Origin of the sequence: Helicobacter bizzozeronii (assembly GCF_900196775.1) — a bacterium.
In the GTDB taxonomy this organism is placed as follows: domain Bacteria; phylum Campylobacterota; class Campylobacteria; order Campylobacterales; family Helicobacteraceae; genus Helicobacter; species Helicobacter bizzozeronii.
The window spans coordinates 20,380-32,277 of the sequence record NZ_FZLB01000009.1 but is presented as its reverse complement, the minus strand read 5'-3'; the positions used below and the strand labels follow the sequence as shown (position 1 = coordinate 32,277).

Genomic DNA, 11,898 nt, shown 5'->3' with positions numbered 1-11,898 from the left:
GGGGGGGGGGTGAAAGTCTTAGGGGGGCAAATATCCTTTTTTAGCACGCCATTAGAAAGGATACCCACAGGAAGACCCGCATGGGCGAAGTGGGCATAGAGTGCGCTATTTTCATGGAGCATAAAAATTCGATCGTAATTTTTAAGTTTTGCCTCAAGAGTGGCTAGAGCGTATTTATCCGGGGGATTTGGGTGGCCTAGAAGTTGGCTACATAGTGCCCTTATCCCTCTTTTCTTGGGGGCCGGTCTGTATTCAATATGATTTCTTAAAAACTTATATTTGGCTTGGCAGGTCTTTAAAAAAGGGGCTAAATAATCGCTATTCCATGTCCAAATTGACGCATTGATCAAGATGTCGCACGCAAAATTCTTAGCAAAATGGGTGTAATCCTCAAGCTCCCCTAACCAACCTTTTTGGGTGTCATGGTAAATATGGAATTCGATCACATAGAGATTAGGGGCAATTTCAATAGATTCTCTATGGATGCCCCCACTACTTATGGATTCCCTATGCCCATCGCGTTTGATAGACATGGCCACCCCAGCATGGTTAAAGGTGTCGCTAGTGATCACAAAAACACAATGCCCAGCCTGGGCCAGCGCATAGGTCAGCCCATAGTCAGCCATAGCCGTGCCCGTTTGCAAGGGATAATATTGCTCGGTGCAATAAAGAAAGTTCATTTAGAGCCTTTGTATCAAATTGCCATGTTGAAAATTGTGAAATTTTGGTGGCAGTATAGCCCTTAAATACTTTGGTTGTGATTAGATAGTCTTTCAGCTCTTTGCTCTTGCAAAAAGCCATACTTGTTAAACTTTTCTTGGTCATAATTGTGCTTTGTGGACTTTGCAAAAGGCACAATGATTATAGCTCAATAAAAGATTGGTGCGCTTTGAGCGTTGCAGAACTCTCCCCCCCCTTGCCCCCTCCCAAAGGCGACTAGGCTACATCATGCCGCCCATGCCTCCCATACCGCCCATGCCACCCATATCAGGCATTGCAGGAGCGGGTTTATCTTCTTTTACTTCATGCACGGTGGCTTCAGTCGTCAAGAGCAAGCTAGACACAGATACGGCGTTTTGCAAAGCAATGCGCGCCACTTTAAGAGGATCGATGATACCCGCTTTAAACATATCTACATATTCGCCATTGCTCGCGTTAAAGCCAAAATGCGCTTCTTTGTGTTTTTCCACTTCATTGACCACCACGCCGCGATCATAACCCGCATTAGCTGCGATTTGGGCTAGAGGGGCTTTAATGGCGCGCTTAATAATTTCATAGCCCACTTTTTCATCTTCATGCAATTCTAAATGCACTTTTTGAGCCGCACGAATCAAAGCCGCGCCCCCACCAATCACAATGCCTTCTTCAACAGCGGCTTTTGTAGCAGACAAAGCGTCATCTACGCGATCTTTCTTTTCTTTCATTTCCACTTCAGAAGCCGCACCTACTTTGATCACCGCCACGCCACCGCTGAGTTTAGCCAAGCGTTCTTGCAGTTTCTCTTTGTCGTAGTCGCTGGTGGTGGATTCGATTTGGGTTTTGATCTGGGCAATGCGATCTTTCACATCGTGGGCTTTGCCTTTGCCATCTACAATCGTGGTGTTGTCTTTGTCAATCACAATGCGTGCAGCCACACCTAGATCGTTCACATCGGCATTTTCTAAGGTTTTGCCCAGCTCTTCAGAGATCACTTGCCCGCCTGTAAGGATCGCGATGTCTTTGAGCATTTCTTTACGGCGATCGCCAAAGCCCGGAGCCTTGACCGCTGCCACATTGAGCACACCCCTTAATTTATTCACTACTAAAGTAGTAAGGGCTTCGCCTTCGATGTCCTCAGCGATGATCAAAAGAGGTTTGCTCTCTTTCATGGTGCGCTCTAGCAAGGGCAAAATGTCTTTCATGCTAGAGATTTTTTTATCAGTGAGCAGAATATAAGCGTTTTCTAGCTGGGTGGTCATTTTTTCGGCATTGGTAACAAAGTAAGGAGAGAGATAGCCGCGATCAAATTGCATACCCTCAACCACATCGAGTTCGTCCTCAATTCCCTTCGCTTCCTCAACGGTGATCACGCCATCTTTGCCCACTTTTTCCATCGCATCGGCAATGAGTTTTCCGATTTTTTCATCAGAGTTAGCCGAGATGGTGGCTACTTGGGTGATCTCTTCCTTACCGCCCACTTTTTTGCTAGATTTTTTGAGTTCAGCAATGATCGCCTCGCTAGCTTTATCCATGCCTCTTTTAACTTCAATGGGGTTAGCTCCAGCGGTGATATTGCGTAGTCCTTCTTTGAAAATGCTATAAGCCAAAACGGTAGCCGTAGTAGTGCCATCTCCAGCGGCATCAGCAGTTTTGCTCGCCACTTCTTTAACCAGCTGTGCGCCCATGTTGGCTACAGGGCAGGCTAGCTCGATTTCCTTAGCCACACTCACGCCATCTTTAGTGATGCTAGGCGCGCCATAGCTTTTTTGAATCAACACATTGCGCCCTCTTGGTCCCATCGTAACTTTGACCGCATCATTGAGTTGTTTCACGCCTTCAAAAAGTTTGTTGCGTGCGTTGTCTGAAAATTTGATTTCCTTAGTTGCCATTGTGTGTCCTTTTTTTGAATGTTGTTATAAATGTGGGAGCACGCAAAAACAGCGTGCCAGATTTAATTAGTGGCTATGGCAGCAATCGCCCTCGTGCTTGTGATCACCTTTTTTATGCCCGTGCTCATGCCCATGGCAGCAAGAATCCACCACACCGAGCACATCCTCAAGCTCTAAAACCATAAACTCTTTCCCGCCTAGCACAATTTCAGTGCCTTTGTATTTACCAAAAGCCACGACATCGCCTTCTTTAAGGCATTTACAGCCTTCGCTGATTTTATGACTCACCGCTTTAACAATACCCATTTGGGGCTTTTCTTTAGCGTTGTCCGGAATGATAATCCCAGAAGCGGTTTTCTTTTCTTCCTCTAGTCTTTCAACTAGCACTCTCTCGCCTAATGGCTTAAACATGTTGTCTCCTTAGTCCTAAAAATTAGCACTTAAAAAATTAAGTGCCAAATAATAGCAAAAATTTTTGCGTAAGTCAAGAGTTATTTTAAAATTAAAATATTTTTTTCAATATATATTAGCCACTTAGACTAAAGATATATATTGTTTATCATATAAATATTTGTGGGGGGCAGAAAAAGCCAAATACAAGCTCTCTTATGCTAAAAACCCAATATGATTAGCGCGCAATCCTTAGAGCAACTCAAACAAGTTATCGACATTGTAGAAGTGGTGCAAGGTTACATCGAGCTCAAGAGGGCAGGGATCAATTACCAAGCGATCTGCCCTTTCCACAACGAAAAAACCCCCAGTTTCATTGTCAATCCCCAAAAAAATTCCTTTAGATGTTATGGGTGCTCCAAATCGGGCAATGCGATCACCTTTGTGATGGAGTATGAAAAATTGGATTTTGTGGGGGCGGTGCAGAAGTTGGCTGACAAATTCCGCGTGCCCCTAGAATACACCCACAAGACCCAGCAAAATACCCAAGAGTGGGATTTATTGGAGCTCATCACACGCTTTTATCAAGATCAGTTGGCATCAAACCCCACAGCCCAAGAGTATTTGCAAAAAAGGGGGGTTAGCCCCTCTAGCGTGCAAGAATTTAGATTGGGGTTTTGCCACCCTAGAGCCCTAGAGGATTTTATCACCAAATACCATTTGGATCGTTCCATGCTGATCCAATTAGGCGTGCTAGCCCAGTATGGGGGCAAGAGTTATGCCCGCTTTGCTAACCGCTTGATCTTCCCCATCCACAACCCCAATGGCAAGATCGTGGGCTTTGGGGGGCGGATTTTGGATACTTTAGACACAACCAAAGTAGCAAAATACATCAATTCGCCCCAAACCCCGCTTTTTAATAAATCCAAGCTTTTATATGGCTATTTCTTAGCCCGTGAGGCGATTTTAAAACAAAAGCAGATTTTAGTAACAGAGGGGTATTTAGATGTGATCTTGTTGCACCAAGCAGGGATCAAGCATGCCGTAGCCACTTTGGGGACAGCTTTAAGCGAGCAACATTTGCCTATTTTAAATCGGGGCATGCCCTCGGTCATTATGGGCTATGATGGCGATCGCGCCGGTCATAGTGCGGCTTTGAAGGCTAGCCAGCTGTTAGCCAAAGAGCTTAAAAGCGGGGGGGTGGTGGTTTTTGAAAACAACTTAGACCCCGCTGAGATGGTCGCTAGTGGGCAGATTAAACGCCTCCAAGAGTGCCTAGCCCAGCCGATGAAGTTTATTGAATTTGTGTTGAGGGGCATTAGAGAACAGCACGACTTGAACGACCCTTTGCAAAAAGAACAAGCCCTTAAAGAGGCTCAAAATTTTTTGCACGATCTCCCCCTAGTGGTGCAAGAGGACTATAGACAAATGACAGCCCATTTATTAGAAATCCCCCAAAGTGGCTTGATTGGGCTTAAAAAGCAAAAGCCCCCCGCCCCTAGCCCATCGGGCGAGCGCGCCATTTTAGATCCTTTAGAAGAGGTCTTAATCAAATACATGGCTTTAGATCATGGCTTGATCCAAAATGCCTTAGACTTTGTCCAGGTGGAGAGTTTCAGGCATTGCCAAGAGGAGTTTAAGGCGTTATGTGCGGGTCAGTTTGATCAAGCGCGCCTCGTGGCGATCATGCTAGATGATCGCCTCCCCATTGAGCCCCATGGCTTTAAGGGCAATTTAGTTAAACTCATCAAACGCCATTGTGAATGGCAGATAACCCAAATCCACACGCTTTACACCCATTTAGACCTCTCAGAACGCATTGCCATGATGAATGAATGGAAAAAAAAGCGTTATCTATGCGAACAAGGAGAATTAGTCAGAATATGAAAGCCCTAGCTCTTTTTAGTGGCGGGTTAGACAGCCTGCTATCCATGTATTTAGTTGCCTCTCAAGGGGTCGAAGTTAGTGCCCTGCATTTTAATATCGGGTTTGGCGGGAATAAGGACAAATTAGAGTATTTGCAAAATGCCACGCAACAAATTGGCGTGGGCTTGCTGGTGTGCGATATCCAAGAGCAATTTTTTAATGAAGTGCTGTTTGAGCCCAAATACGGCTATGGCAAATACTTTAATCCTTGCATTGATTGCCATGCCAACATGTTCAGACAAGCCTTTTACAAGCTCCTAGAACTCAAGGCGGATTTTGTGATCAGCGGGGAGGTACTAGGGCAACGCCCCAAGAGCCAGCGCAAAGAAGCCCTAGGGCAGGTTAGAAAATTGGTGCGTGAATTTGGGGCTGAAGGGTGTTTTGATAGCATTTTGGATCGCAGTGGCAATAACCCCAGTAAGCCCCAGTTTTTAGATGAACTTTTGCTAAGACCCATGAGCGCACAACTGCTAGAGCCTAGCTTTATGGAAAAACAGGGTTGGCTGGATCGGGCTAAATTGTGGGATATACAAGGGCGTAGCCGTGTGCGGCAACTTTCTAAGGTGCAAGAATTGGGTTTAAAATATTATGAAAAACCCGGGGGTGGGTGTTTGCTAACAGACTTGAGCGTGAGCACTAAACTCAAAGATTTACAAGCCCACCGCCAAAATACCCAACAGCAAATGGTGGTGCAGGATAATTTGATTGTCAAGGTGGGGCGCTATATGGTCGTGGGTAATACCCGTGTGATCGTGGGGCGCAATGAGTTAGAAAATGCCAAATTGCAAACCCCCCATCCTTTGATGGATAAAATTGAATTGCTGGATTGTAAGGGACCCTTGGGGCTTGTGGAAAAATGCGCCAGCCTAGAGGAGAAAAAACTAGCCGCCCAAATTGTGTTGAGCTATGCCAAAAGTGAGAAAGAGCGTGCTTATGGGGTGCAGGTGGGGGCTGAGGTGCTGCATTTAAACCCTTTGCAAAGAGAAGAGGCGCAAAAGTATCTATTCATGGGTTGAGAGGGTGTATAATAATGCAATGAGGAGTTAAACATGGAAGAATTTATCGGTCTAGGGGTTGTGGGCAATTTTGCAAGGCATTTAGAGCAAGCGGGCGAAGCCCATAGCTTTATCAACATGAAACACATTGAAAAGGACGCACCCAAGGGGCTTTTCCCTTTTTACCTACCCAATGATAGTGGGTATTTGGGGCGTTATTGTATGGATAATGAGTTTGTGATCTTGCCTGATAATGCAAGCTTGCGCGCCCAAGCCGAACCTGAGATTGCCCTAGAATGTGAAATTATCTATAATGATAAGCACTTGGTGGAGAGCATCACGCCCCATTATTTTATGGCGTTCAATGATGCCTCGATCCGCAATCTCAAAGCAGCGAAACTCTCTGAAAAAAAGAACTTTTCCAAAGCCTCTAAGGGCATGGGGGAAAAATTGTTGATCGATCGCTTTGTCTATGGGGGGGTGTGTAATGACTATTCCATTGCCTCTTTTTTAACCCGAGATGGGGAAACCCACATTTATGGCGAAAACTCTAAATTAGTCAAATACGAATACTTCTATGACAAGCTGTTGAGCTGGATTGTGGAAATGTTAAACACCCAAAAAGATGAAGGGAGTTTGGAAAATCTTAAAGAGGTGTTTAGAGCACATGATTATCCCTCTAAGTGCATTATTGCCATTGGTGCCACGCCTTACCTGCCTTTCGCCCAAGAAAATTTTTTGAAACAAGATGATTGTATCACCATCATCACCTATAACCACCGCCGTTATAGTTTTGATAAGATTTTCAACATTGTTGCCTCCAACCAACTCCAGCAAACCCCTCTTAAAGATGTGTCCTTTATCCAACAAAAGGTCGTGGTGGATAAAAATTTGGTTGTTACAACTTGCTAGCTTGCCAAGCCCGTTATGCCAGATAATCCGGGTGTGGGTACGCCCCAAGACTTAGAGCTTTTGCTCGCCAAGATTGAGGCTTCTCAAGCCCAGTTTGAGCAAGAGATCAAGAGCAAGATTGAAAGTTTAGCCCTACAACGCGTGGATAGCAACCATGTTTTTCAAATCGCACGCAAAAACACTGCGATCGCCTACAAATTAGTCGCCCTGCTGGCTTTTGTGTGTCTGAGTCAAGCCATCGCCCTTGTGGTGCTCCTCCCCCTTAAAGAAACCCAGCACCACTTTGTGGATTTTGCCAACCAAGACAAGCATTATGCCATTATCCAGCGTGCTGATGAGAGCATCACCAGCAACCAAGCTCTTGTGCGTTCTTTGGTGGGCACTTATATCCTCAATCGCGAATCCATTAACCACATTGATGATCAAATCCGTTACGAGGCGGTGCGTTTGCAAAGTAGCCAAAAGGTTTGGGAAGTGTTTGAAAATTTGGTCGCCTCCAAACACAGCATTTACACCAATGCCAAAATGGATCGCGACATTAAGGTTATTAATATCGCCCTACTCAAAGATAATAGTGCCCAAAACATCGCCAGCGTGCAGATTGTGGCTAAACTCTTCTATGAGGGCAAACCCACCTATGAAAAACGCTACCACATCACGCTAAGCTACGCCTTTAACACCCCCAAACTAGATTATGAACCCATGCCCAAAAACCCGACCGGCTTTGAGGTCAATGCTTATAGCATTGTGGAGTTAAGCCCGCTGAAAAACCCTTAGCCCAAAGTGAAAAATTTATAGAGCGAAACCGCCAAGCACACCAAATAAGCCATGATCAAAGCGTAGCGGTGCGTTAGCGTGCTCACTTTGGTGATGAGCCTAACCCCCACCAGCACGCCCAGCACACTCCCCACCCCCACTAACAGCCCCCATTGCAGATATTGCCACTCTAAAATATGGCTTTGATAGAGCGAAGCCACCCCACTAATGGAGGAAAACACCACAAAAAACAAGCTCAAAGGCACGCTTTGCTTGGGGTCTAAGCCCAAATAATAAGACAAGAGCGACACCATCAACACCCCCCCACCAATACCAAGAGAAATCGCAAAAATGCCTGTTAAAGCCCCAATAGCAATTAAAATGACCTTGTCTTTTGGCTGGAGCTGTGCGCTCTTGATCTTTTTGCCTGTGGATTTTTTAGACTTTAGAAAAAAGCGCAAAAGGGAGTAAAAGGTCATTAAAATAAACAATCCAAGCAAGATTTTATGCGGCACATGGGTTAAGATCGCTCCGCTAAAGCCCGCCCCCATTAGACCGCCAAGCCCCACCCAAAAGCCCACTCTTAGATCCAAAAGCCCTTTTCTAAAATTTGCCACACTCCCTGCCACAGAGGAACAAACCATTTGTAAAATAGAAATCCCCACCGCACTATCATAGCCATACCCAAAGACAAGTAAGGTGGGCACAATCACCATCCCCCCCCCAATGCCAAAAAAGCCCGCCATGATCCCTGTTACACCCCCAAGCAGTAAAAACAAGCCTAATTGCGCCATCTCCATGCAGAGCCTTTTGACTCCATTATAATGAAGTTGTGCTAAAATCCCCGCCATGATTGATCGCCGGATTTTGACCCACTTTGATTTTCTATTGTTCTTTTTTCTCCTACCCCTCATGGGTCTCTCTTTCTTTTTAGTCCATGAAGCCAATATAACTTTAAGTCTCAAACAAGGCTTTTACTTCGCGATAGGCTTTATCGTGTTTTGGGTCGTGTTCTTGATCCCCTTTAGAAAATTTGATTACTTGTTCCATGTGCTCTACTGGGGCTGTGTTTTCTTGCTCCTGCTGGTTAATTTTATGGGCACTTCCAAACTAGGGGCGCAACGCTGGCTAGTGATCCCGGGCACTTCTTGGAGTTTCCAGCCTAGCGAGCCGGTCAAAATCGCGATTCTTTTGCTTTTGGCCCACTTGATAAACACCCACCCCATCCCCCCGGGGGGCTATGGCTGGAAGGTTTTTGGGAAATTGAGCATTTATATTATTATCCCAGCGGGGCTGATTTTAAAACAACCCGATTTGGGCACGGCTTTAGTGATCTTGATCATGGGTTTTGGGGTGTTGTTTTTGGTGGGTGTGCATCCTAAGGTGTGGATCACGCTAGGGATTATCTTCGCCACCGCTTCCCCGCTCATTTATGGCTCTCTGCACGCCTACCAAAAAAAGCGTATCCACGATTTTATCGCCGAAAAACCCAATTACCATGTCCGCCAATCCATTATTGCTATTGGTTCTGGTGGGCTTTTGGGCAAGTCCCAAGAGGAATCCACCCAAGCCAAATTAAAATTCTTGCCCATCGCCACCAGCGATTTTATATTTGCCTATTTTGTGGAACGCTTTGGCTTTTTGGGGGCATTTGCACTCTTGATCTTTTACTTGCTCTTTGTCTTGCATTTTTTCTCTTATTTTATGAGCGACCCCAAAGATCGCTTCTTGCAGACGATCACGGGCGGGATTGCAATTTTGATCTTTGTCTATACCAGCGTTAATATTGCCATGACGCTAGGATTAGCCCCTGTGGTGGGCTTGCCCCTGCCTCTTTTAAGCTATGGGGGCAGTAGTTTTATCACCTTCATTGCCCTCTTTGCCATCTTTGAAAACCTCCTTGCATTTAAATTTGGATTTGGTTATAATCCCCCTTCTTATCGAAAAAAAGGATTCTTAGCTCAGCTGGTTAGAGCATTCGGCTCATAACCGATTGGTCGTAGGTTCAAGTCCTACAGAATCCACCAAGGTTTCCATGCAAGTAGCGGCTAGTATTTTGAGTGCGGATTTTTTGGATTTAAGGCAGAGTATCGCGCGCGTGCAGGGAGTGGATTTTTTGCATGTGGATGTGATGGATGGGCATTTTGTGCCTAATCTAACCTTTGGTCCTTGTGTGCTCAAAAATCTCCCCAAGCTCCAAATCCCCCTAGATATTCATTTGATGGTGGGCGATCCCCTCTTTGGCATTGCGCTTTATCAGGATTTAAAGCCTGCCTTTTTGAGCGTGCATGTTGAAAGCACGCCCCACCTGCATAAAGTGGTGCATCATATTAAAGATTTGGGGATTAAAGCCGGGGTGAGTCTCAACCCCGCCACCCCCCTAAACACCCTAGATTATGTGATCCAAGATTTGGACTTGGTCTTGCTGATGAGTGTGAATCCGGGTTTTGGGGGGCAGAGCTTTTTACCCCTCACCCTCCAAAAACTCTATGATTTCAAACAACGCTTCCCCAATTATGCTGGGGTGCTGGAAGTCGATGGGGGGATTAACGATCAAAACGCACATTTGTTAAGCCAAGCGGGGGCTAATTTATTGGTGGTGGGCAGTTTCTTATTTAACCACAACAACCCCACCCAAGCCCTCCAAACCCTCCAAGCCATTGATGTCTGAAAGTTATCGCGATTCATTGTATTGTTTTGTGGATATTGAAACCACCGGATCTAAACCGGAGACTTCCAGCATTATAGAAATTGCTGCCCTGCTCTATGCGCCCGCTCCCACTCCCCTAGGCAAGGGACGGCTAATTAAAAGTTATGCCAGTTTGGTTTTTTGTGAGGACATCCCACCCAAGATCAGCGAATTGACCGGCATTGAACCTGAAAACCTACAAGGTGCGCCCTCTTTGATTCCTGTTTTGCGTGTGTTTAAAGACCTCTTACAAGATCATGTTTTTGTTGCCCACAATGTGGCTTTTGATTTTAATTTTATCCATTACACTAGCCAGCAAGTCTTGGGCGAGGGGCTTTTTAACCCCCAACTCTGCACCTTGAATCTAAGCCGTCTGTGTATCCCTAGCCCCAAGCATGGCTTACAATTCCTCAACACCCACTTGGGGATCAAAATCCCCATCACCCACCGCGCCTATGCCGATGCGCTCATCGCCCTTAAGGTTTTTGAGCATTGCTTAGACGCTCTGCCTTTAGAGATCACCACCACCCAAGATTTATTAGATTACAGCACGGGCAAATTGGATTTAGCAAAATAGAGTTTGGATTGGTCAAAAACAACGCCCAAGCAAGCCCAAAATAGCAAAATAAGATAAAATAGGGTAGAATGGCATGTTAAGACTTGTAATTAGGGATCGCTCTTGACAGAACAAAGTTTAGACACGGCTTTAAATCTAGGTGAAATCGAGCTTGTGGATTTTCGAATCTTTGGGTTGCAAAATGGCAAGCCCTACGAGGGGATTTATGGGATCAATGTTTCTAAGGTGCAAGAGATCATCATGATGCCTGAGATTTTCGAGTTCCCCACGCATTTAAAATATGTGGTTGGGGTCTTTGATCTGCGTTCCACAATTATTCCCCTAATCGATCTCTCCACTTGGCTAGGGATCACAGCGGACGAACAGCGCATTGAAGAAAAAGTCGTGGTGATCACCGAGTTTAGCAGTGTGAAGATGGGTTTTGTGGTGCATGCAGCCAAGCGTATCCGGCGCATTAGCTGGAGCGATGTGGAATCGGCGACTTTTAGTGCACATAGCGATGTGAGTCAGGATAAGATCACGGGCACGACCAAAATCGAGGGGGATAGAACCCTCTTGATCTTGGATTTGGAGAGCATTTTAAACGACTTTGAGTTTAGTGTCCCCCATGCTTCTAAAAAAGACCTCCTAGAAGAACATTCTAAGAAATTTGAGGGAATCGCCTTATTTGTAGATGATAGTCGGGCAGCACGCAAGATCATCAAACACACGCTTTTAAAACTGGGGTTTCAGGTGGTGGAGGCTGTGGATGGCAAGGATGGTTTGGCTAAACTAGAGGTGCTCTTTAACCAATACCAAGAGACCTTGAGTAAGCATTTAAAGCTGATTGTCTCCGATGTGGAGATGCCCAAGATGGATGGCTACCATTTCTTTTCTAAAATCCAAGAAGACCCGCGTTTTGCCAATATTCCCGTCCTTTTTAATTCCTCTATTTGTGATGATTACAGCGCGCAGAGGGCTTTAGATTTAGGGGTAAAGGGTTATCTGGTGAAATTCGATCCCAACCGCTTTGCTGATGAAATTGCCAAGATTTTAGGATAACCCACAAATTGGAGTATAATACAT

Annotated in this window: 11 protein-coding genes, 1 tRNA gene and 1 pseudogene; 9 read left to right on the top strand and 4 right to left on the bottom strand. The window is 45.5% G+C overall.

Going from position 1 to position 11,898, the window contains the following annotated elements; translation table 11 throughout:
• The 3 genes and pseudogenes from C5684_RS01515 to groES form a co-directional block, all read right to left on the bottom strand.
• Positions 1 to 680, bottom strand: a pseudogene (locus tag C5684_RS01515) (glycosyltransferase family 4 protein); the annotation flags it as partial.
• Between the two features lie 261 nt (positions 681 to 941).
• Positions 942 to 2,588, bottom strand: coding sequence for a chaperonin GroEL (gene groL, locus C5684_RS01510; protein WP_104639209.1), 1,647 nt, complete (start codon positions 2,586 to 2,588; stop codon positions 942 to 944).
• Between the two features lie 66 nt (positions 2,589 to 2,654).
• Positions 2,655 to 2,999 carry a co-chaperone GroES gene (gene groES / locus C5684_RS01505; RefSeq protein ID WP_006018440.1) on the bottom strand — a complete coding sequence of 115 codons (345 nt, stop codon included), beginning with the start codon at positions 2,997 to 2,999 and terminating at the stop codon, positions 2,655 to 2,657.
• 213 nt (positions 3,000 to 3,212) lie between these two features.
• On the opposite strand from groES, the gene dnaG reads away from it, so the two are divergent.
• Genes dnaG through C5684_RS01485 form a run of 4 tightly spaced genes read left to right on the top strand, consistent with a single transcriptional unit; the run spans position 3,213 to position 7,588 of the window.
• Positions 3,213 to 4,865 (top strand): DNA primase, encoded by a 1,653-nt coding sequence (dnaG, locus tag C5684_RS01500; protein ID WP_104639208.1) that lies wholly within the window; start codon positions 3,213 to 3,215, stop codon positions 4,863 to 4,865.
• A complete protein-coding gene (locus C5684_RS01495) occupies positions 4,862 to 5,920 on the top strand; it encodes a 7-cyano-7-deazaguanine synthase (RefSeq protein WP_104639207.1) in 1,059 nt (352 codons plus the stop codon). Before dnaG ends, C5684_RS01495 begins: the two co-directional genes overlap by 4 nt.
• 33 nt (positions 5,921 to 5,953) lie before the next feature.
• The gene (locus C5684_RS01490; protein WP_104639206.1) at positions 5,954 to 6,811 is read left to right on the top strand and encodes a DUF5718 family protein; all 858 of its coding nucleotides are present in this window, start codon (positions 5,954 to 5,956) and stop codon (positions 6,809 to 6,811) included.
• Between the two features lie 15 nt (positions 6,812 to 6,826).
• Positions 6,827 to 7,588: a type IV secretion system protein gene (locus C5684_RS01485; RefSeq protein ID WP_104639205.1), complete on the top strand. Its 762-nt coding sequence runs from the start codon at positions 6,827 to 6,829 to the stop codon at positions 7,586 to 7,588.
• On the opposite strand, the gene C5684_RS01480 is transcribed toward C5684_RS01485, so the two are convergent.
• Positions 7,585 to 8,367, bottom strand: a complete 783-nt coding sequence (locus C5684_RS01480; RefSeq protein ID WP_104639204.1) for a sulfite exporter TauE/SafE family protein — start codon at positions 8,365 to 8,367, stop codon at positions 7,585 to 7,587. The two genes, C5684_RS01485 and C5684_RS01480, sit on opposite strands and share 4 nt — an antisense overlap.
• 49 nt (positions 8,368 to 8,416) lie before the next feature.
• Between C5684_RS01480 and C5684_RS01475 the strand changes: the two genes are divergently transcribed.
• The 5 genes from C5684_RS01475 to C5684_RS01455 all read left to right on the top strand — a co-directional run bounded on the left by C5684_RS01475 (position 8,417) and on the right by C5684_RS01455 (position 11,874).
• Positions 8,417 to 9,556: an FtsW/RodA/SpoVE family cell cycle protein gene (locus tag C5684_RS01475; protein ID WP_104639211.1), complete on the top strand. Its 1,140-nt coding sequence runs from the start codon at positions 8,417 to 8,419 to the stop codon at positions 9,554 to 9,556.
• Positions 9,518 to 9,594 (top strand) — tRNA-Ile (locus tag C5684_RS01470). The genes C5684_RS01475 and C5684_RS01470 overlap by 39 nt, the downstream gene beginning before the upstream one ends.
• Before the next feature lie 8 nt (positions 9,595 to 9,602).
• Complete coding sequence (gene rpe / locus C5684_RS01465; RefSeq protein WP_104638627.1) at positions 9,603 to 10,238, top strand: ribulose-phosphate 3-epimerase; 636 nt, start codon at positions 9,603 to 9,605, stop codon at positions 10,236 to 10,238.
• Complete coding sequence (locus C5684_RS01460; protein ID WP_104639203.1) at positions 10,231 to 10,833, top strand: exonuclease domain-containing protein; 603 nt, start codon at positions 10,231 to 10,233, stop codon at positions 10,831 to 10,833. Before rpe ends, C5684_RS01460 begins: the two co-directional genes overlap by 8 nt.
• A gap of 102 nt (positions 10,834 to 10,935) precedes the next feature.
• Positions 10,936 to 11,874: a chemotaxis protein CheW gene (locus tag C5684_RS01455; RefSeq protein ID WP_104639202.1), complete on the top strand. Its 939-nt coding sequence runs from the start codon at positions 10,936 to 10,938 to the stop codon at positions 11,872 to 11,874.
• Positions 11,875 to 11,898 lie beyond the last annotated feature (24 nt).

Excerpts from the sequence above, each read along its gene's own strand:
- groL (WP_104639209.1), bottom strand. The coding sequence starts at position 2,588 with ATGGCAACTAAGGAAATCAAATTTTCAGACAACGCACGCAACAAACTT.
- groES (WP_006018440.1), bottom strand. The coding sequence starts at position 2,999 with ATGTTTAAGCCATTAGGCGAGAGAGTGCTAGTTGAAAGACTAGAGGAA.
- dnaG (WP_104639208.1), top strand. The coding sequence starts at position 3,213 with ATGATTAGCGCGCAATCCTTAGAGCAACTCAAACAAGTTATCGACATT.
- C5684_RS01495 (WP_104639207.1), top strand. The coding sequence starts at position 4,862 with ATGAAAGCCCTAGCTCTTTTTAGTGGCGGGTTAGACAGCCTGCTATCC.
- C5684_RS01490 (WP_104639206.1), top strand. The coding sequence starts at position 5,954 with ATGGAAGAATTTATCGGTCTAGGGGTTGTGGGCAATTTTGCAAGGCAT.
- C5684_RS01485 (WP_104639205.1), top strand. The coding sequence starts at position 6,827 with ATGCCAGATAATCCGGGTGTGGGTACGCCCCAAGACTTAGAGCTTTTG.
- C5684_RS01480 (WP_104639204.1), bottom strand. The coding sequence starts at position 8,367 with ATGGAGATGGCGCAATTAGGCTTGTTTTTACTGCTTGGGGGTGTAACA.
- C5684_RS01475 (WP_104639211.1), top strand. The coding sequence starts at position 8,417 with ATGATTGATCGCCGGATTTTGACCCACTTTGATTTTCTATTGTTCTTT.
- rpe (WP_104638627.1), top strand. The coding sequence starts at position 9,603 with ATGCAAGTAGCGGCTAGTATTTTGAGTGCGGATTTTTTGGATTTAAGG.
- C5684_RS01460 (WP_104639203.1), top strand. The coding sequence starts at position 10,231 with ATGTCTGAAAGTTATCGCGATTCATTGTATTGTTTTGTGGATATTGAA.